Origin of the sequence: Brenneria sp. g21c3, assembly GCF_040240345.1 — a bacterium.
In the GTDB taxonomy this organism is placed as follows: domain Bacteria; phylum Pseudomonadota; class Gammaproteobacteria; order Enterobacterales; family Enterobacteriaceae; genus Brenneria.
In genome coordinates, this window is the sequence record NZ_JBEIAB010000022.1 from 24,483 (window position 1) to 43,342 (window position 18,860).

The following is an 18,860-nucleotide window of genomic DNA, read 5'->3' on the forward strand; positions in this document are numbered from 1 at the left end:
CTCTTCAGGCGCACGGCGGCGTATGCCCGAAGAGCGAAGATAACCATCAGGCGGATAACTTCTCCTGCGCCCAGCGCAGACCCGGCTGATATTCATCCGTCAGCATGGCGGCCAGCGACTGTAACGCTTGCCGCAGACGATCGCGATCCTGCGCCTGTAAGTTCAGGTGGCCGACCTTGCGTCCCGGGCGCACTTCTTTTTCATACCAGTGCAGGCGCGCCAGCGACAGCGACAGCCAGTCGGGATTGACCTCGGTGCCGATCAGATTGACCATCACCGACGTGCTATCGACGGCGGGGACAGGCATCGGCAAATCCAGAATCGCCCGCAGATGCAGTTCAAACTGACTGATAGAGGCGCCGTTCTGCGTCCAGTGACCGCTGTTGTGTACGCGCGGCGCGAGTTCATTAATCAGCAAGCGGCCATCGACGATAAAGCATTCCATCGCCATCACGCCGACGTAGCCCAGCTCCTGCATAATGGCCGACAGCATTTGCTCCGCCTGCCGCTGCAACTGCGTCGGCGGGTGGGGCAGGGCGACGCTGGCGCGCAGAATACCGTCCTGATGGAAATTGTGCGTCAATGGAAAGAACACGCAGTCGCCGTGGACGTTGCGGGCGCCGACCAGCGAGGCTTCGCCGGAAAAGTGGATGCCCTGTTCAACGATGCACTCGCCGTAGCAGTCCGCCGGCAGCGTATGCTGTTCGCCGTCGCGCAGCCGCCACTGTCCGCGGCCGTCGTAACCGCCGACGCGCCGCTTCACGATGGCCAGTTCGCCGAGACGGGCAAAAACCTGCGGCCATTCGTCGGCGTCAGCGAGCAACTGCCAGGGGGCGGTGGCCAGATTCAGCGAGTCCAGCAGTTGTTTCTGCGTCAGGCGGTCGGCCAGACGCGGGAAAATATCACGGTTGACGAACGCGGTATGCTGCGCCAGTTCCCGCGTGAGCGCGGTTTCCGGCCAGCGTTCTATCTCCGCGGTAATCACGCTGTTCTGGAAAGGAACCGATTCCGGTTCCGCATTCAGCCCGACAGGGTAGACCGCAATACCCAGCGGTTCGCCCGCCTGACGCAACATTCTGCCCAACTGACCATCGCCTAAAACGCAGACCGGTTTCATGCTTCCTCCCGCGGATCGGGATTGGCCAACACCTCGTCGGTCTGACTCTGGCGCCAGTCGGCCAGACGAATGGCGAGCGCGTCATCATGCAACGCCAGAATCTGCGCCGCCAGCAGCGCGGCGTTGGCGGCGCCGGCTTTGCCGATAGCCAAGGTTCCGACCGGAATGCCGCGCGGCATCTGAACAATCGAATACAGGCTGTCGACGCCGCTCAACGCGGCGCTTTGCACCGGCACGCCCAGCACCGGCACCAGCGTTTTGGCCGCCAGCATGCCGGGCAGATGCGCCGCGCCGCCCGCGCCGGCGATAATCACGTCAAAACCGTTCTGCGCGGCCTGTTCTGCGAAACTGAATAGCTTATCGGGCGTCCGATGGGCGGAGACGATATCAACATGAAAGGGGATATTCAGCGTAGTGAGGATTTCCGCAGCAAACTGCATGGTGGCCCAGTCACTCTTTGAACCCATGACGATGGCGATTTTTGCCGGGGCAACGTTGGATGACATGCCTGTAAAGCTCCTGTGGTTTACATGATGGTGACGGCAATGGTGTCGCGTCGGCCAGATACGCCTCAGGCACCCGCCGCGATGTTAAAAATCGCATCAATGGCGTCGGATACCGACAGGGCTCTGACTTTGAGGGCGTAGAGCATATCACGACCTTCTGGCGAGGAAAACGGTTGCGTCGCCGGGAAAAGCGGATCGTTCGCGAATCGCGCGGGGTAAAACGGCTAGAATGGAAACGAAATCAGTTCGATATCCTGAGCGGTGACTTTGATCATCGAACCTTCTTGATGCCAGGCGCCCAGCACGGCGCGGCGCGCGCGAAAATTATCGGCGACGATCTGATGGATCGCCGGGCGATGGGTATGGCCGTGGATCATGATGTTCACCTGATAGTGCTGCAAACGTTCGATAACCGCGTCAGGATTCACATCCATAATCTTCAGCGACTTGCGCTGGTTGGCCTGCTGGCTGGCCGAGCGCATGCCGGCGGCGATTCTCAGCCGCACCGCCAGCGGTAAAAGCAAAAATGCGCGCTGTATCAGCGGATTGTGAACCCGGCGGCGAAACTTCTGATAAGCGAGATCGTCGGTACACAGCGTGTCGCCGTGCAGAATCAAGATGCGCTGACCGTACAGGTCGAGCACATTCTCCGCGGGCAGCAAGGTGAGTCCGCTCTGCCGGGCGAAACGCTTGCCGATCAGGAAATCCCGATTGCCATGCACGAAATAGCAGGGGACGCCCTGGAGATGCAGCGTCAGCAGGGCATTGGCGATCGTGGTATGCAGCGGCTGCGGATCGTCATCGCCGATCCAGGCATCGAACAGATCGCCCAGAATATACAGCGCATCCGCATGCACGGCTTCATGGCGTAAAAAACGCAGAAAACCGGCGGTAATCGCCGGTTCATCAGGACTTAAATGCAGGTCGGCAATAAATAGCGTCGCCATGCGACTGCAATTACTCGCTAACGGTAACGGACGTGATGACGACGTCTTCTTTCGGCACATCCTGGTGCATACCGCTGCGGCCGGTCGCCACGCCTTTGATTTTATCCACGACGTCCAAACCTTCAACGACTTCAGCGAAGACACAGTAGCCCCAGCCGTCGGCGCGTTCGGAACGGAAGTTCAGGAAGTCGTTATCCACGACGTTAATGAAGAACTGCGCCGTGGCGGAATGCGGGTCGTTAGTGCGCGCCATGGCCAGCGTGCCGCGGGTATTTTTCAAGCCGTTGTTGGCTTCATTCTTAATCGCCGCTTTGGTCGCTTTTTGCTCCATACCCGGCGCGAAACCGCCGCCCTGAATCATAAAGCCGTTGATAACACGGTGAAAAATCGTGTTGTCATAAAAACCGCTGCGGCAGTAATCCAGGAAGTTTTCTACAGTAACCGGCGCCTTGTCTGCGAAAGTGTTAATGACGATATCGCCGTGGTTTGTATGAAACGTGATCATAATAATGAACCCTACCTAGCCAAATATAATAATGGGGAACGACGCTCACAGCCTGCGGTGAACAATCAAGAGCGCACTTATAACATAACTGGCTTGCCGAGTCAGTACAGGCGGAGGCATAACCTGGGGAGGCCGTAATGGTCAATCTGCGCGGGATTATTCGCCAATCCAAATAAACTGATTTAACGTCATGAATTTAGTGAACTTATTTGAATGAGGTTTTTGTTGCGCCGGATCACTGTTTTTCATAATTTACTTGTTGTTTGGTTATCACCCGGATTAGTCTGAGAGCGATTCTCATTATTCTTTAATAACAACGTTAATAGACAGGTGAATTATGCTGGACAGTATTAATCGAGTATTTGATAAACCCGATTTCGGGAAGTTGTTGCTGCGTGTGTCGTTCAGTATCCTGATGCTGTTTCACGGATGGCACAAGCTTCATAGCGGTATTGGCGGCATTCAGAAAATGCTGGTTGAAGCGGGACTGCCCACATTCATCGGCTATGGCGTTTATGTCGGTGAAGTCATCATTCCGATTCTGTTGATTCTGGGGATTTTGACCCGTCCATCGGCGTTGATTTTTTCTTTCACGATGCTTGTCGCCTCGCTACTGGCGAATCCGGCTAATTTCTTCCTGTTGACGAAAACCGGCGCATGGGGCGTCGAACCCGCGGCGGTGTTCTTCTTTGCCGGTCTGGCCATCGCCTTCCTGGGTAGTGGTAAATATTCCGTAATGTCCAACCCGCGCTGGCGCTGATAATCTTTTTGTCTATCCATGGCGCTATTGTTCCAGGCCCGGTGAATTCCGGGTCTTTTTATACTTATTCCTTATCGATTATCCGCTTATTGCGCAGACTCAGTCTTGCAATAGCGCAGGGTTCAGGTTTCAATACGCCGTTAGAGTTGAAAAGCCCTAAATAAATCGATGTTGCTCACGCTGACAGCGAACAATGATTCACCTATCCTGCGAACACCATGGAATGCCCTGATGCTAAAGATTTTTAATACACTGAGTCGCCAAAAAGAGGAATTCAAACCTATCCACGCTGGTCATGTGGGGATGTATGTGTGTGGCATTACCGTTTATGACCTGTGTCATATTGGTCACGGGCGTACTTTCGTGGCATTTGATGTGGTGGCGCGTTATTTACGCTATCTGGGATACTCGTTGAAATATGTCCGCAATATTACCGATATTGACGATAAAATCATCAAGCGCGCGGCGGAAAATGGTGAAACCAGCAACCAGTTGACCACCCGCATGATCGCGGAAATGCATGCCGATTTTGATGCGTTGAATATTCTGCGCCCGGATGTCGAGCCGCGCGCCACCCACCACATTAACGAGATCATCGAACTGGTGCAAAAGCTGGTGGAACGGCGTCACGCCTATGTCGCCGCTAACGGCGATGTGATGTTCTCCGTGGATACCGCGCCGGGGTACGGCGTGTTATCGCGTCAGGATCTCGATCAGCTACAGGCCGGCGCGCGGGTAGAAATTACCGAAGTGAAGCGCAACCCGATGGACTTCGTACTGTGGAAGATGTCCAAACCCGGCGAACCGCACTGGTCCTCGCCGTGGGGCGAAGGCCGCCCTGGCTGGCACATCGAATGTTCGGCGATGAACTGCAAGCAGTTGGGCGATCATTTTGATATTCACGGCGGCGGATCGGATCTGATGTTTCCGCACCATGAAAACGAAATCGCCCAATCCACCTGCGCCCATGACGGCCCTTACGTCAACTATTGGATGCATTCCGGCATGGTGATGGTCGACCGGGAAAAAATGTCGAAGTCGCTTAATAACTTCTTCACCGTGCGCGATGTCTTGGCGTATTACGATGCTGAAACCGTGCGCTACTTCCTGATGTCGGGCCACTACCGTAGCCAGCTTAATTACAGCGAAGAAAATCTGAAACAGGCGCGTTCGGCGCTGGAACGTCTGTACACCGCGCTGCGCGGTACGGACAGCGACGTGGCGGCGCAGGGCGGAGAAGCGTTTGAAGCGCGCTTTCGTGAAGCGATGGACGATGACTTCAACACCCCGGAAGCCTATTCCGTGCTGTTCGACATGGCGCGCGAGGTTAATCGCCTGAAGGCGGAGGATCGGCATGCGGCTAATCAATTGGCCTCTGCGCTGCGTAATCTGGCGAAAGTGCTGGGCTTGCTGGAGCAGGATCCCGAAGTGTTCCTGCAAAGCGGCGCGCAAGCCGACGATGACGACGTGAAAGAAATTGAAAGGTTGATTAAGCAGCGCAAAGACGCCCGTCAGGCAAAAGACTGGGCGCTGGCGGATGACGCGCGCGATAAGCTGAACGAGATGGGCATTATTCTGGAAGACGGGCCGCAGGGAACCACCTGGCGGCGTAAATAGTTTCCGGCGTAAAGCCGTTTCAGCTCTCCGCCTATTAACGCCGGCGGAGAGCCGCCGCTGAAACCGCGAGCGGTCACGGCAAAATGGAGCATAACGCCGTCCTCTCGATGCGCTGAGAGCCGACGTTATGCTCGTTATCAGACGCTGACTTCCACCGTCGCACCGTCAAATTGGACTTTCTGCCCGGCAACGATTTTGCAGCGCTTGCGCGTTTCCGTTTGCCCGTCGACGGTGACTTCGCCGGCGGCGATGGCCACTTTGGCCGCCGCGCCGCTTTCACTCCAGCCCAGCAGTTTCAATAAGTCGCACAGTTCAACGTGCGGATGTCGGTCGAGATGAAAAATTTCCATAATATCCTGATTCTTATGCCTTAAGCGCCGTCGTTAACCTGCGGCGCCATCGTGATATTCCTCGCAAGCCTGCAAGGTATTTTGAATTAAGGTCGCCACCGTCATCGGCCCCACGCCGCCCGGCACCGGGCTGATATAGGCGGCTCTTTCCTGCGCGGCATCGAACGCCACGTCGCCGACGACTTTACCGTTTTCCAGACGATTGATACCGACATCGAACACCACCGCACCCGGTTTGATCCACTCGCCGGGAATGAAACCCGGTTTACCTACGGCCACCACCAACAGATCGGCGTGTTCGATATGGTGGCGCAGATCTTTGGTAAAACGATGGGCCACCGTCGTGGTGCAGCCCGCCAGCAGCAGTTCCAGGCTCATGGGCCGACCGACGATATTGGATGCGCCGACGACCACGGCATTCAGACCGTGAGGGTCGATGTGATAACGTTCCAGCAGCGTGACGATCCCGCGCGGGGTGCAGGCGCGTAAACGAGGCGCGCGTTGGCAAAGCCGCCCGACGTTGTACGGGTGGAACCCATCGACATCTTTATCGGGCGAAATGCGCTCAATCACTTTGGTATTGTCGATGCCTTCAGGCAGCGGAAGCTGAACCAGAATACCGTCAATCGTCTTATCCGCATTAAGCCGATCGATGAGTCCCAGCAATTCGGCTTCGGTCGTGGTCGCCGGTAAGTCATAGGAGCGGGAGATAAAGCCGACTTCTTCGCAGACTTTGCGTTTGCTGGCGACATAAATCTGCGAGGCGGGGTTTTCGCCGACCAGGATAACAGCGAGGCCCGGCGCGCGTTTACCTGCCGCCAAACGTTGTTTTACTCGTGCAGCGACTTCGTCTTTGACCTGCTGCGCAATCGTTTTACCATCAATAATCTTTGCTGCCATCTGAGATGAGGTCCATCAATGTTAAATACGGAAGAAGTGGCGCTATTTTGTCAGAAGCCGGGCGCGCTGTCAGGCTTTGCGTCAATATAATCATCTGAATGGCGGCAAATCAGCCCTTCACCTTTCGCCTGTCGTTGCGCGTACTGAAGTTTGCCGGGCCAGGTTGCCGCCATCTCCGTCCTAGTCGATCAGCGCCAACTGCTGTCGTTGCGGATCCCAGCGCCAGCAGGGGATGCCGCCCTCGATACGCACGCCGCCAAGCCAGCGGACGGCGGGATGGCAGCGCATCCAGTCCAGCCGATTCGCCAGAAGCTGCCGACCGACCGGCGTCAGATGCAACGTATCGGATGCGGCATCCAGCAACAGCGCCGGTTCCGGCGCCAGCCGCAGTCCGTCGATTATCGCATCCAGCATGATATCTCCGAGCCAGGGGAGCGGTTCATGCTGCTCCATCAGCGTACGAAAAAGCTGCTTATAGGAGGCGGGCTGTTCGGCCAGGCAGCGCAGCACCAGCTGTTCGGTCAAACCGAGCCCATTGACGATATCAGGAAATTCCCGGCAGTGACGCCGCAGCGCCTGAGGCGCAAAGGGCAGGTCGCTGCCGACGCCGTCGGCCAAAGAGAGCAGCGGCGCGGGGTTATCCGAACGCAACCGCTCCCACACCTGATGACCCTGACGACATTGCCGGGCGCTCACGGGCTGACGCGACTGCCAGAGCAGCAGCAAGGCTTCCGCGGGGAGTTGTCCGAGACCGAGAAAGCGACGGCTGCCGGGGTAGCGATCGACCGTGACCATTTCCAGCAATGGCGCGGGGCGGGTATGAAAATGCGCCAGACAGCGCGCCAGGATTAACTGATCATAGCTGTCGTGTTCAAACCACAGCACGATGCGTTGATAGCGATTGGCCGCGGACAACAGCGTTTGTTCTTCCTGTTCACGCTGTTGCAGAAGCCGCCGCCGACTGATGCCCATGCGGGCGGCATAGTGATCGGCAAGAAATTCCACGCGCGTCGACAGCCAGTCATCCCCGCTATGCACCGGCCCCTGGCAAAACGGATCGCTATAGGCCAGATAATCGCCGGTAAATCCCGCCTGCTGGAGCCGGTGCTGAATATCGGCGCCGCAGCGGATATGTAGAGTGGAAAGCGCGTGGTCCGGCGCAGCGCCTTGGGCGTCAATCGTTTTTCTTGCCTGCTCCATCGCTTCGACATGGGCTTTCAGTTTCGGCCAGCTTGGCGCCCCCAACTCCTGCGCGATAATCCATTGGGCATCGCTCAGTTGTCCATGCGACTGCGCCAGCTGTTCTGGCGTCAGGCCGGGGTGGTAACGTTGAAAACGGGCAATAGCGTCAGGATGAGATTGCCGGATGGCGTTACGCAACGCTTTTGCGCGTTTACGCTGTTGTTCAAGGTTGATGCGAAATGGCGAGGAAAATACGGCAGGCTGGGATGATGTCATCGTTGCGCCCCTTTTCTAAGGTCTGTGTCCGCCAATCAGACAGAAAAGGGAAAGCCAATAAGGCATACCGTTTCATCGATCATGGGCGCAGCCCTTTCCGCGGACGAGGAGGCGTCGATCACGCCATCCGCACGTTAGCAAAACGCGCCGCCGTTTTCAATCGCCGTCGTTCCGTCAAACAACCGTCTTTCATCACTTCCCGTACGTTATATTAATTAATGTAATTGTTTCTTTGCCGCTCTATTAACGTTTGTGATTATTAAAAAGCAAACGGCCTGCTGAAAAATAAAATCATTTTAATTTAAAATATTGATTAATAATATTTTATTTATTTTTTCCGTATTATAACAGATAGCGTTTTTATCTCTTTTTTTCCTCATCTTGTTTTTTAAATCACGACTATACTTTAGTTGATTTAATGTTTTGTTGTTTCACAACATGCTGGCTGTTAAACATAGGCGGCATCAAAGGAGTTTTTGGGTATGAGCGTTATGAATGAACTGCATGTGGCAAAAAAAATATCGTGGGGGAGCATTATTGGCGGGGTAATAACGGTATTGGCGGTGTCGTTATTGCTGTCTACGCTGGGTACCAGTCTGGGATTCTCGATGGTGGATCCGCTGTCCGATAATCCGGTTAACGGCGCCGGGAGCACCGTCCTGGTTTGGTCCGCCATTTCCATCATCATCAGTCTGGCCGCAGGGGCGTTTATTGCCGGCCGCCTGGCCGCGATGGACGGCTTGATTCATGGTTTCCTGGTTTGGGCCACGGCGTTGATCGTCGCCGCGGTTCTCGGCACCGCGGTGCTGGGCGGCGCGATGAAAGCCACCGGTAATGCGTTGGGGTCGGTGGCGTCACTGACCGGCAACGCCATTTCCGGCGTGGGTTCCGCCGTCGGCGGCGGTTTGCAGGGGCTTGCCAATATGGGCGGTCAGGCATTCGATAATCTTAATCTGGATACTAAGATGCAACCGGAAACGGTAAGCAACGACGTCGCGGCGGCTTTGCGTAAGAGTAATATCGCCTCGTTGCAGCCGGAGTATATGCAAACGCAGTTGGAAGGCGCGAAAAATGAAATTACCGAAGCGGTAAAAGAAATTGCGCTTAACCCGTCCAACAGCGATGCGATTATTCAGAGCCTGACCGACAAGCTGAAAAAACGCGGTGAAGCGTTATCGAAAGATGTCGATCGCGCCAGCGTAACCAAAGCGCTGTCCGAAAACACCAACATGACGCAGGATGAAGTCAACAAAACCGTTGATAATCTGATTGCGGCCAAAGACAAGAGCGTTCAGGTGGTCAATCAACGGTTGAATGACGTTCAGGCCAATATCGAACAGGCTAAACAGCAATATGCTGACCTGAAACAGAAAGCGCGCGAGGAAGCGGCTGCCGCTGCGTCCGCTCTGGCCCACGCCGCGCTGTGGTCATTCTTCGCTTTGCTGATTGGCGCGATCGTCAGTGCGCTGGCTGGACTGTGGGGCGTTAAAACCTGCGATAAACGTTTCTGCGCCAAGTAATATTGATCGCTAATTAACAACGCAGACCGAGCGCCGCCTGTTTTTATGTCAACAGGCGGCGCTTTTTATGACGGGCGGCCGGTCAAATACGCAACCGGCGGCGCTTGCAAATGATGCGATCAGGCCTGGCTAATGCCCAACGGCGTATCCGACCGGGCATCGACCTTAAACGCCGCCATGGCCATGACTAACTGACGGGATTGCTCTTCGAGGGAACGGGTTGCCGTTGCGGACTCTTGCACTAAAGCCGAGTTTTGCTGGGCGACATCCTCCATCTGATTAACCGCGACATTGACTTGATCGATGCCGTGGCTTTGTTCTTTCGACGCATTGGCGATTTCTTTCATCAGAACATTGATATTGGTGATTTGCTCTGCAATGGCGGACATGGTTTCGTCAGCTTTCGCCGTGAGCTGCGAGCCTTCGTTCACATGCCGGTTGGAGTCGGCGATCAGCGCGTGAATCTCTTTCGCCGCCTGAGCGCTGCGCTGCGCCAATGTTCTGACTTCATTGGCGACCACGGCGAATCCCCGACCTTGTTCGCCGGCCCGGGCGGCTTCCACGGCCGCATTCAACGCCAGAATATTGGTCTGGAATGCGATGCCGTCAATGACGCTAAGAATGCCGGCGATACTATTGGCGCTTTGAGAAATGTCTTTCATTTTATCCATCGCGTCTCGTACCACCTTATTACCTTGTTTGGCGATCTTGGCGACGTTTTCGGCGAGCTCATGGCCTTGTTCGGCATTATCCGCATTGTGTCTGACGGTAGCGGTCAACTGTTCCATACTGGCGGCTGTCTGCTCCAGCGAGGAGGCGGAAATTTCCGTACGACGAGAGAGATCTTCGTTGCCTGATGCCAGCTCGCGGCTGCCGACATCAATTTGTATGCAGGCATCCCGGACGCGTATCACAGATTCGGCAAGCGATTGCTGCATTGTCTGTAAAGCGGCGTTGAGTCGTCCCAGCTCATTGCGGCCGGACGCGGGAACTTCTTGCGTTAAATCACCGACAGACACGTATTCCAGATGATGGATAGCGGTATTGAGCGGCGTGAGCAATAGTTTTCGCAACACCACCCAGGCGAGGAGGATCAGCGCAAATGTCAGCAGGCAACATAATCCGATCATCAGCAGCATCAGTTTTTTGTCATTGGCGGCGGTTTCCAACTGTTCCAGCCCGGTTTTTTGCGCATATTCAAAAAACGTTTTATTGGCGGTATCGAATTTTGTCCCCAACGAACGCAGACGGTTTTCAATTAACCAGTAATATGTCTGACTATCCTGTTTATTCAGCGCATCCAGCATGGGTTGAATACCTTGCGCAAAATAGTCCTGATAGGCCTGGTTAATTTCATTCGCCAGCGCTTCCCCCTGTCCGGTTCCTTTCGCCGCGGCGAAAAAACGCTGTAGATCTTCTTGCGCCGCATTGGCATATTGCGCCGAACGTCCCGCCGCGGCGGCGGCATCTTCAGGTTTATTCACTTCCATGTTGCGTACCGCCAGCGAGGCGGCAACGCGAATTCGCTGCATATTGGTATTACTGCTGGCCAGATTGCCCAACTGAATTCCCTGAGTCAGATTTACGGCATGCAGCGATTGATAGCTCTTATTGATGGCGATAATGCCTATTGCGCTGACGCTAAGTAATAAGAAAGCCATTAACGTCAATAAAATCAATAACCCAGAACGGATAGATAATGTTTTTAACATGGTAACTCCTGCCTGGACGTGAGAATGAAAACGCGATGGAGTACGGGTGATTATTTCATCGACGTTCGGCGGAATAACTTTAGTTAATTAAATTGATGATTGGCCTCGAGCCAGAAAGAAGAATATTGAGGTAGCGATTTGAATTTAAATGAATAAATTTATTCTGCGCGTTTTAATCTCAATAGATATGTTGCATTGGTTTTCCCGCACTGGCCGTTGGCCCTTTTTCCGGCGGTGAGCGGGCCGCCGGCCGGCGTAGTTTGAAAATATCCGAGAGTCCGCGCGGCGTTTTTTCAGACAAAGTACTAAATCCTGTGCGCCGGCCACTGTTCTATACTCATTATCAAGCCCTTGACAGGGCGGATGAACGGAGGAAAGAACATGGTTACGCTTAATGCAATCTCTTCAGTTCCATCTGGCGCGGCGCTCAGCAGCCAGGATAACGTACAACGGATTGCCCGTTTACCGGCATTATCCAGAGAGTCCTCCGATCAGCGGTCTTCCGGCAACGCCGGCGAGGATGAGGCCATGCAACTTCAGGCCAAAATGCTGCAAGCGCAGATTGAATCGCTGCAACAACAGCTGGACGGGCTACAGAGCGGGCGCGACAGGTCAGCCTATCATGCCGGGAGCGATGCGCAGAGCGGGAGCGAAACGCCGCCTGCCGACGGCATTAATCGCCCGACGGCCGCCAATCGAGTCAACGTTTACATCTAGGCGCTCCGCGTAAAGGTTTGATCGCCATTGCGGGCGCCAACGCTTCGCGCGTGACGGCGCTGCGCAATGGCCGTCAATCGTCCGGCGCGCAAGTCGCCGCCTCTTCGACCCGACGTTCGTAACAGATTGTTGTCTTTTCATGTCGACGCGAGCAAAAAATCCTTTGCAGGATAACCGTTGATAACCCATGATTTAAACCGTGGTTTACTTTCCTTTTTGCAGGTCTGTATTGGACTTATATGCGGCGTTACGCCAGCGCGTGGTTCGGACGCACTGGTACACCAATAGAAAAAGCTACCGGGTGCTGTTCTGGCGCGAAATTACGCCGCTGGCCGTGCCTATCATGCTGGAAAATGCCTGCGTACTGCTGATGGGGGTGCTTAGCACCTTTCTGGTTAGCTGGCTGGGTAAGGCCGCGATGGCGGGCGTGGGACTGGCCGATAGTTTCAACATGGTGATCATCGCTTTCTTCGCCGCCGTCGATCTCGGCACGACGGTGGTGGTGGCGTTCAGCCTCGGCAAGCGGGATCGGCGGCGGGCGCGCGACGCGACGCGCCAATCGCTGGTGCTGATGACGATCGTCGCGCTGGTGCTGGCGCTGAGCATCCATCTGGCGGGCGAGCAAATCATTAATCTCATTGCCGGCCAGGCCGAACCCGAGGTGAAAAGGCTGGCGCTCTCTTATCTGCAAACCACGGTATGGAGCTACCCGGCGGCGGCCATCGCGTTAATCGGCAGCGGCGCGCTGCGCGGCGCCGGCAACACCAAAATCCCGCTGCTGATCAACGGCGGCATGAATATCCTCAATATCGTGATTAGCAGCCTGTTGATCTATGGTCTCGGCTCCTGGGAAGGGCTGGGTTTTATCGGCGCCGGTCTGGGGCTGACCATTTCACGTTATATCGGCGCGCTGGGCATTATTTATGTGCTGATGATCGGCTTCAATCCGGCGCTGCACATCACGTTGAAAAGCTATCTGACCCCGCTGAAGTTCAATATTCTCGCCGAGGTGTTGGGCATCGGCATCCCGGCCAGCATCGAATCCGTGTTGTTTAACGGCGGCAAGTTGCTGACGCAAATGTTCGTCGCCGGCATGGGGACTAACGTCATCGCCGGTAATTTTATCGCTTTTTCCGTCTGTTCGTTGATTAACCTGCCGGGCAACGCGCTGGGTTCGACGGCGACCATTATTGTCGGCCAGCGTCTCGGCAAGGGGCAAATCGCGCAGGCCGAGCGCCAATTGCGTCATATTTTCTGGCTGTCGACCATCGGCCTGACGCTGATCGCCTGGTGTACGGCGCCGTTCGCCGGGCTGTTCGCCTCCTTCTACACCCAGGAGCCGGACGTGAAACACGTCGTGGTGATCCTCATCTGGCTGAACGCGTTGTTCATGCCGATCTGGGCCGTATCCTGGGTATTGCCCGCCGGGTTGAAGGGCGCGCGCGATGCGCGCTTTGCCATGTGGGTCTCCATGCTGGGCATGTGGGGCTGCCGCGTGGTGGCGGGTTATACGCTGGGCATCGTGTTGGGTATGGGCGTGGTGGGGATCTGGCTCGGCATGTTCCTCGACTGGGCGGTGCGCGGCGCGTTTTTCTACTGGCGCATGGTCAGCGGACGCTGGCTATGGAAATATCCCCGGGTGAAGCATCAGGACGAGACGCGCTGAGGCTGTGATTTTGGCGTTGTGGGATTGATTTAACATCGACATGTCGCGTCTGCGGGAGGGTCGGCAACGGTTTATGGCAAATCAGCGGCATGCTAACCCTCCGCCGCCGATTTGCCTGTGCAATGCTGGACTACTCAGCCGTAATGCGGCCCAGTTCGGCGCCGGCGTCCAGCAGGTCGCCGGCGTTAGCCGACTGAGACAGTCGGCCGGCGCGCGGAGCGACGATCTGCGTTTCCATTTTCATCGCTTCCATCACCGCCAGCGGATCGCCCGCCTGCACCAGCGCGCCGTCCTCGACCAGCCAGGCATGCAGATTTCCGGACAGCGGGGCGCACAGTCGATCGTCCGACTCCGGCTGGCTATCCTGCGGCGCTGCGCTTTCCGCCGATGCGGGCAGAGAACCGAGATTGCGCAGCAGCGCGGCGGGCAGGCCGAGCGTACAGCGGCGACCGTCTATTTCGATCGTGCTGCGCAGCAGTTCCGTACCGGCGGGCGGCACGGTGCGCGGCGCGATATCCGCCAGCCCGGCGAAATCCGTTTCGATCCAGCGGGTGTGGACGCGAAAACCCTGTTCGCCGGTGAAATCGGCCTGGGCTAATACCGCCTGATGAAACGGCAGCACGCTGGCCACGCCGTCGATGCTGAACTCGCGCAGGGCGCGACGCGCGCGCGCGATGGCCTGTTCGCGGGTGGCGCCGGTAACAATCAGCTTAGCCATCATGGAGTCGAAGGCGCCGGGTACCAGCGACCCGCGCGCGACGCCGGTATCCAGTCGGATGCCGGGGCCGGAGGGCGGCTGAAATTCCGTGATCGCGCCCGGCGCCGGCAGGAAGCCCTTGCCCGCGTCCTCGGCGTTGATGCGAAACTCGATGCTGTGGCCGCGCGGCGTCGGCGTGGCGCTGAATGACAACGGCAGGCCTTCGGCGATGCGCAACTGTTCGACCACCAGATCGACGCCGGTGGTTTCTTCGGTCACCGGGTGTTCGACCTGGAGGCGGGTATTGACTTCAAGGAAAGAGAGCGTGCCGTCCGCGCTAAGCAGAAACTCCACCGTGCCGGCGCCGACATAGCCCGCTTCGGCGCAGATATCGCGAGCCGCCTGATGTATGCGCTGGCGCTGTTCGTCGTTCAGGAACGGCGCCGGCGCTTCTTCGATCAATTTTTGATTGCGCCGTTGCAGTGAACAATCACGGGTACCCACCACCACGATATTGCCCGCGCGATCGCCTAAAATCTGCGCCTCGATATGGCGCGGCCGGTCGAGAAACTTCTCCAGAAAACATTCGCCGCGCCCGAACGCCGCGGTCGCTTCGCGCACCGCCGACTTATACAGCTCGGCCGCTTCATCCATCCGCCAGGCGACCTTGAGTCCCCGACCGCCGCCGCCGAAAGCGGCCTTAATGGCGATCGGCAGACCGACCTGTTCGGCGAAGGCCAGCACCTGTTCGGCGTTGTCTACCGGTTCGGCGGTGCCGGACACCAGCGGCGCGCCGACGCGCTGAGCGATCTTGCGCGCCTGCACCTTATCGCCCAAGGCTTCAATGGTCGCCGGATCGGGGCCGATCCAGGTCAGACCGGCATCGATGACGGCCTGGGCGAACTCGGCGCGTTCGGACAGAAAGCCGTAGCCGGGATGGACGGCGTCGCAGCCGCTGCGTTTAGCGATGGCAAGCAGTTTGTCGATAGCCAGATAGGTATCGGCCGGACGCTGGCCGTCCAGTCCCCAGGCTTCGTCGGCGCAGCGTACGTGCAGCGCGTCGATATCGGCGTCGGCGTACACGGCCACCGACTGTAAACCATAATCGCGACAGGCGCGGGCGATACGAACGGCGATTTCGCCGCGATTGGCGATAAGAACTTTTTTCATAGCGTCTTCTTCTGATCGTTCGGATGCGGCTGAGTATCATCCAGTTCGCAAAACGTGGTTATCGGATTAAAGCGAATGCGGGCGCCCGGCGGGATCTGGCCGGCCAGATCCAGATGGTAGCTGGCGACCGCGCCGATTACCGGATAGCCGCCGGTCAGCGGATGATCGGCAAGGAACAGCACCGGCTGACCGCTGGCCGGCACCTGAATCGCGCCGGGCGAGGTGCCTTCGCTGGGCAGCTCGCTCTGGTTGCTGCGCGTCAGCGGTTGTTCGCCGCTCAGCCGGATGCCCACCCGGTTTGACTGCGGCGTAACCAGCCACAGCTGGCTGGCCAGTAGATGAAGGGCTTGCTCGGTAAACCAGTCGCTGCGCGGCCCCATAACGACGTCGAGGGTGACGACCTGTTGGCTGGTCGGCAGATCGTCGGCCGGTTCTTCTCTGAGCGATACCGCGCGCCGCGCGCCTACGCTGCCGATAGCCAGTTGGTCGCCGGCGCTCAGCGGTTGCGGGCCGAGCTGCGCCAGGGTATCGCGCGACAGGCTGCCGAGCACCGGATCGACGGCGAAGCCGCCGCGCACCGCCAGATAACCGCGCAACCCCTGCTGCGCGGCGCCCAGCGTCAGACGGTCGCCGTCTTCCAGCAAGAGCGGGCGCCAGGCCTCGGCCGGCAGCGATGCGCCGTCGCGGGTCGTCAGGCTGAGCGGCATGCGGGCGCCGGTGACCGCCGCCAGCGCCCGACCGCGGCAGACAAGACTCAGCCCGCCGTGCAGGATCTCGATGCAGGCGCTGCCGATCGGGTTGCCCACTGCGCGGTTGGCGGCCCGCAACGCGCCGCGATCCAACGCGCCGGAGGCGGACACGCCCTGGCCGGTCAGGCCCGGTCGGCCAAGATCCTGGAGCAGACTTTGCAGGCCGGGCGAAACAATCTCCAGCGCATCTTTCCCCTGCGGCGCATCGGCGGACGGCGCGGCCGGTTCGTCGGCCGGCGGGCTGTCCGGCTGCGGGCCGGCGTCGTAGAAACGCACGCGATAGCCGGGCTGTAGCAGCGCCGGTTGCTCGCGCGAAAGATCCCACATTTTCAGCGGGGTCACGCCGAGGATTTGCCAGCCGCCGGGGCTGGCCTGCGGATAGATGCCGCTGAATTCGCCGGCCAGCGCCACGGCGCCCGCCGGGATTTTGGTGCGCGGCGTCGCGCGGCGCGGTACGCGGAATTCGGCGCCGCCGGTCAGGTAGGCGAACCCGGGCGCGAACCCGGTGAACGCCACGCTGTAGTCGCTCCCGGTATGACGCCGGATCAGTTCATCGACGCTGATGCCGAGTCCTTGCGCGACGTCGGCCAGATCCTCGCCGTTGTAATGCACCGGAATTTTAATCAGTTGGCTGGCGCGCTCGGTGCGCCGGCTGACATCGCGGCTGGCGATATCGGCGATCAGTTCATCGCGCCGGACGGCTTCCGGCCGAAAATAGATCAGCAGGGTGCGGGCGGCGGGAATAATCTCCTCCACACCGGCGATCGGGTCGCTTTGCAGCGCCCCGAACAGGGCCAGCGTTTCGTTTAGATCGTCGAGTTCGACCAGAATCGCGTTCAGGTTAACGGGTAAAAAACGCAAGGGCGACTCCTAGACATGCCAGGTGCTGTCGGGCACATCGGTGATAAACATATGTCCCGGCGCATGCGTGATGGCGAAAGGTACGCCGGACGCCATCACCGCCGCCTGCGGGGTGACGCCACAGGCCCAGAATACCGGCAGCTCGCCGGGTTCTATGCGCACCGCGTCGCCGAAATCGGGGCGCGCCAGATCGGCGATGCCCAACTGCTCCGGCGCGCCGATATGCACCGGCGCGCCATGCACCGCCGGAAATCGGCCGGAGATCGTCGCGGCGTCCGCCACCCGGTCCGCCGGGATCGGCCGCATGGAGACCACCATCTCGCCGTGCAGCCGGCCCGCCGGGCGACACTGGCGGTTAGTGCGGTACATCGGCACATTGCTGCCGTCGGCGATATGGCGCACCTCGATCTCCGCTTCCTGTAGCGCCGTTTCGAAAGTGAAGCTGCAACCGATCAGGAAGGTGACCAAATCGGGATGTTCTTGCCATAGGGCGCTGGCGTCGCTGACTTCTTCCACCAGCTTGCCGTCGCGCCAGAGGCGGTAGAGCGGAAAATCGCGGCGCAGATCGGCGCCTTCCGCCAGAATGGTGGTGTGGCTGCCGGGATCGCTGACGTCCAGCACCGGACAGGCGCGCGGATTGCGTTGGGCGTACAGCAGAAAATCGTAGGCCCATTCGCGCGGCAACGCGATCATATTGGCCTGCGTCATGCCGGGCGCGACCCCGGCGGTAGGTTCGACCAGCCCGTCGCGGTAACGGGCGCGAGCGGCGCGGGCGGCTTCAATCGTCTGGCGTTTGGCTTGTTCTAACGTATCCATTAATCCTCCTGAGCGGTAAAGGGACGAAGCGCGACGCCGGCCTTTTCCAGCGCGAGACGCACCTGGCGCGCCATCTCCAGCGCGCCCGGGCTGTCGCCATGTACGCAAATCGAGTCGGCCTGAACCGGCGTCAGCGTACCGTCGATGGCTTCGACCACGCCGTCTTCCACCAGCCGGAGCATGCGTTGCGCCACGTCTGCGGCGTCATGCAGTACGGAACCGGGCAGACGGCGGGAAACCAGCGCGCCTTCGGCGGTGTAGGCGCGATCGGCGAAGGCTTCGGCCACGGTAGTCAGGCCTTTTTCGCGCGCCAGGTCGAGCAGCGGGGAGCCGGCGAGGCATACCAGCACCAGGCTGGCGTCGATTTCGAGGATCGCCTGAATCACGTCGAGCGCCTGACGCCGGTCGCCGGCGATGGTGTTATAGAGCGCGCCGTGCGGCTTGACGTAGCTCACCGTGGCGCCGGCGGAGGTCGCCAGGCCTTTCAGCGCGCCGATTTGATATATCACGCCGGCGGTCAGGTCGGCGCTGGCGATATCCATATTGCGGCGGCCGAAGCCCGCCAAATCCGGATAACCGACGTGCGCGCCGACCGCTACGCCGCGCTGTCCGGCGGCGCGCAGCGTGCGCAGAATGCCGGCCGGATCGCCGGCGTGAAAACCACAGGCGACGTTGGCGCTGGTGACGATGTCGAGCATGGCGTCGTCATCGCCCATTTTCCACTGGCCGAAACTCTCGCCCAGGTCGCTGTTTAAATCGATAGTCGTCATATAAGCGTCCTCGTATCAGGCT

Annotated in this window: 17 protein-coding genes; 5 read left to right on the plus strand and 12 right to left on the minus strand. The window is 58.5% G+C overall.

Annotated elements, in window-relative coordinates; translation table 11 throughout:
* Window positions 1–46: 46 nt before the first annotated feature.
* From purK to ppiB, 4 genes are all read right to left on the minus strand, one after another.
* Window positions 47–1,117 carry a 5-(carboxyamino)imidazole ribonucleotide synthase gene (gene purK, locus ABRZ28_RS21520; protein WP_330521500.1) on the minus strand — a complete coding sequence of 357 codons (1,071 nt, stop codon included), beginning with the start codon at window positions 1,115–1,117 and terminating at the stop codon, window positions 47–49.
* Window positions 1,114–1,623, minus strand: coding sequence for a 5-(carboxyamino)imidazole ribonucleotide mutase (purE, locus tag ABRZ28_RS21525; RefSeq protein ID WP_319605851.1), 510 nt, complete (start codon window positions 1,621–1,623; stop codon window positions 1,114–1,116). The genes purK and purE overlap by 4 nt, the downstream gene beginning before the upstream one ends.
* A gap of 224 nt (window positions 1,624–1,847) precedes the next feature.
* On the minus strand, window positions 1,848–2,570 hold the full coding sequence (gene lpxH, locus ABRZ28_RS21530) for a UDP-2,3-diacylglucosamine diphosphatase (RefSeq protein WP_319605852.1): 723 nt from the start codon (window positions 2,568–2,570) through the stop codon (window positions 1,848–1,850).
* 10 nt (window positions 2,571–2,580) lie between these two features.
* Window positions 2,581–3,075, minus strand: a complete 495-nt coding sequence (gene ppiB / locus ABRZ28_RS21535) for a peptidylprolyl isomerase B (RefSeq protein WP_319605853.1) — start codon at window positions 3,073–3,075, stop codon at window positions 2,581–2,583.
* Window positions 3,076–3,412: 337 nt separating this feature from the next.
* Between ppiB and ABRZ28_RS21540 the strand changes: the two genes are divergently transcribed.
* Window positions 3,413–3,835, plus strand: a complete 423-nt coding sequence (locus tag ABRZ28_RS21540) for a DoxX family protein (RefSeq protein WP_319605854.1) — start codon at window positions 3,413–3,415, stop codon at window positions 3,833–3,835.
* A 231-nt stretch (window positions 3,836–4,066) separates the two neighbouring features.
* Window positions 4,067–5,452 (plus strand): cysteine--tRNA ligase, encoded by a 1,386-nt coding sequence (cysS, locus tag ABRZ28_RS21545; protein WP_330521501.1) that lies wholly within the window; start codon window positions 4,067–4,069, stop codon window positions 5,450–5,452.
* A 137-nt stretch (window positions 5,453–5,589) separates the two neighbouring features.
* Here cysS and ybcJ read toward each other — a convergent pair whose 3' ends face one another.
* The 3 genes from ybcJ to ABRZ28_RS21560 form a co-directional block, all read right to left on the minus strand.
* A complete protein-coding gene (gene ybcJ, locus ABRZ28_RS21550) occupies window positions 5,590–5,802 on the minus strand; it encodes a ribosome-associated protein YbcJ (protein ID WP_330521502.1) in 213 nt (70 codons plus the stop codon).
* Between the two features lie 33 nt (window positions 5,803–5,835).
* Window positions 5,836–6,702: a bifunctional methylenetetrahydrofolate dehydrogenase/methenyltetrahydrofolate cyclohydrolase FolD gene (folD, locus tag ABRZ28_RS21555; protein ID WP_330521503.1), complete on the minus strand. Its 867-nt coding sequence runs from the start codon at window positions 6,700–6,702 to the stop codon at window positions 5,836–5,838.
* 180 nt (window positions 6,703–6,882) lie between these two features.
* Window positions 6,883–8,160, minus strand: coding sequence for a DUF1835 domain-containing protein (locus ABRZ28_RS21560; protein ID WP_330521504.1), 1,278 nt, complete (start codon window positions 8,158–8,160; stop codon window positions 6,883–6,885).
* 482 nt (window positions 8,161–8,642) lie between these two features.
* On the opposite strand from ABRZ28_RS21560, the gene ABRZ28_RS21565 reads away from it, so the two are divergent.
* Window positions 8,643–9,680, plus strand: a complete 1,038-nt coding sequence (locus tag ABRZ28_RS21565; RefSeq protein ID WP_330521505.1) for a CAP-Gly protein — start codon at window positions 8,643–8,645, stop codon at window positions 9,678–9,680.
* A 119-nt stretch (window positions 9,681–9,799) separates the two neighbouring features.
* Here ABRZ28_RS21565 and ABRZ28_RS21570 read toward each other — a convergent pair whose 3' ends face one another.
* Complete coding sequence (locus tag ABRZ28_RS21570) at window positions 9,800–11,392, minus strand: methyl-accepting chemotaxis protein (protein WP_330521506.1); 1,593 nt, start codon at window positions 11,390–11,392, stop codon at window positions 9,800–9,802.
* A gap of 381 nt (window positions 11,393–11,773) precedes the next feature.
* Here ABRZ28_RS21570 and ABRZ28_RS21575 point away from each other — a divergent pair, with 381 nt between their 5' ends.
* The gene (locus ABRZ28_RS21575; RefSeq protein ID WP_319605861.1) at window positions 11,774–12,109 is read left to right on the plus strand and encodes a FlxA-like family protein; all 336 of its coding nucleotides are present in this window, start codon (window positions 11,774–11,776) and stop codon (window positions 12,107–12,109) included.
* A 229-nt stretch (window positions 12,110–12,338) separates the two neighbouring features.
* Complete coding sequence (locus tag ABRZ28_RS21580) at window positions 12,339–13,775, plus strand: EmmdR/YeeO family multidrug/toxin efflux MATE transporter (protein WP_442878739.1); 1,437 nt, start codon at window positions 12,339–12,341, stop codon at window positions 13,773–13,775.
* Window positions 13,776–13,905: 130 nt separating this feature from the next.
* On the opposite strand, the gene ABRZ28_RS21585 is transcribed toward ABRZ28_RS21580, so the two are convergent.
* Genes ABRZ28_RS21585 through ABRZ28_RS21600 form a run of 4 tightly spaced genes read right to left on the minus strand, consistent with a single transcriptional unit; the run spans window position 13,906 to window position 18,838 of the window.
* Window positions 13,906–15,642: an acetyl/propionyl/methylcrotonyl-CoA carboxylase subunit alpha gene (locus ABRZ28_RS21585; RefSeq protein WP_330521508.1), complete on the minus strand. Its 1,737-nt coding sequence runs from the start codon at window positions 15,640–15,642 to the stop codon at window positions 13,906–13,908.
* On the minus strand, window positions 15,639–17,252 hold the full coding sequence (locus tag ABRZ28_RS21590; protein ID WP_330521509.1) for a 5-oxoprolinase subunit B/C family protein: 1,614 nt from the start codon (window positions 17,250–17,252) through the stop codon (window positions 15,639–15,641). Before ABRZ28_RS21590 ends, ABRZ28_RS21585 begins: the two co-directional genes overlap by 4 nt.
* 9 nt (window positions 17,253–17,261) lie before the next feature.
* The gene (locus ABRZ28_RS21595) at window positions 17,262–18,068 is read right to left on the minus strand and encodes a putative hydro-lyase (protein ID WP_330521510.1); all 807 of its coding nucleotides are present in this window, start codon (window positions 18,066–18,068) and stop codon (window positions 17,262–17,264) included.
* Window positions 18,068–18,838, minus strand: a complete 771-nt coding sequence (locus ABRZ28_RS21600; RefSeq protein ID WP_330521511.1) for a LamB/YcsF family protein — start codon at window positions 18,836–18,838, stop codon at window positions 18,068–18,070. Before ABRZ28_RS21600 ends, ABRZ28_RS21595 begins: the two co-directional genes overlap by 1 nt.
* Between the last annotated feature and the right edge of the window lie 22 nt (window positions 18,839–18,860).

Bases quoted from the DNA above. Each gene is read 5' to 3' on its own strand.
- purK (WP_330521500.1), bottom strand. From the start codon at position 1,117: ATGAAACCGGTCTGCGTTTTAGGCGATGGTCAGTTGGGCAGAATGTTG.
- purE (WP_319605851.1), bottom strand. From the start codon at position 1,623: ATGTCATCCAACGTTGCCCCGGCAAAAATCGCCATCGTCATGGGTTCA.
- lpxH (WP_319605852.1), bottom strand. From the start codon at position 2,570: ATGGCGACGCTATTTATTGCCGACCTGCATTTAAGTCCTGATGAACCG.
- ppiB (WP_319605853.1), bottom strand. From the start codon at position 3,075: ATGATCACGTTTCATACAAACCACGGCGATATCGTCATTAACACTTTC.
- ABRZ28_RS21540 (WP_319605854.1), top strand. From the start codon at position 3,413: ATGCTGGACAGTATTAATCGAGTATTTGATAAACCCGATTTCGGGAAG.
- cysS (WP_330521501.1), top strand. From the start codon at position 4,067: ATGCTAAAGATTTTTAATACACTGAGTCGCCAAAAAGAGGAATTCAAA.
- ybcJ (WP_330521502.1), bottom strand. From the start codon at position 5,802: ATGGAAATTTTTCATCTCGACCGACATCCGCACGTTGAACTGTGCGAC.
- folD (WP_330521503.1), bottom strand. From the start codon at position 6,702: ATGGCAGCAAAGATTATTGATGGTAAAACGATTGCGCAGCAGGTCAAA.
- ABRZ28_RS21560 (WP_330521504.1), bottom strand. From the start codon at position 8,160: ATGACATCATCCCAGCCTGCCGTATTTTCCTCGCCATTTCGCATCAAC.
- ABRZ28_RS21565 (WP_330521505.1), top strand. From the start codon at position 8,643: ATGAGCGTTATGAATGAACTGCATGTGGCAAAAAAAATATCGTGGGGG.
- ABRZ28_RS21570 (WP_330521506.1), bottom strand. From the start codon at position 11,392: ATGTTAAAAACATTATCTATCCGTTCTGGGTTATTGATTTTATTGACG.
- ABRZ28_RS21575 (WP_319605861.1), top strand. From the start codon at position 11,774: ATGGTTACGCTTAATGCAATCTCTTCAGTTCCATCTGGCGCGGCGCTC.
- ABRZ28_RS21585 (WP_330521508.1), bottom strand. From the start codon at position 15,642: ATGAAAAAAGTTCTTATCGCCAATCGCGGCGAAATCGCCGTTCGTATC.
- ABRZ28_RS21595 (WP_330521510.1), bottom strand. From the start codon at position 18,068: ATGGATACGTTAGAACAAGCCAAACGCCAGACGATTGAAGCCGCCCGC.
- ABRZ28_RS21600 (WP_330521511.1), bottom strand. From the start codon at position 18,838: ATGACGACTATCGATTTAAACAGCGACCTGGGCGAGAGTTTCGGCCAG.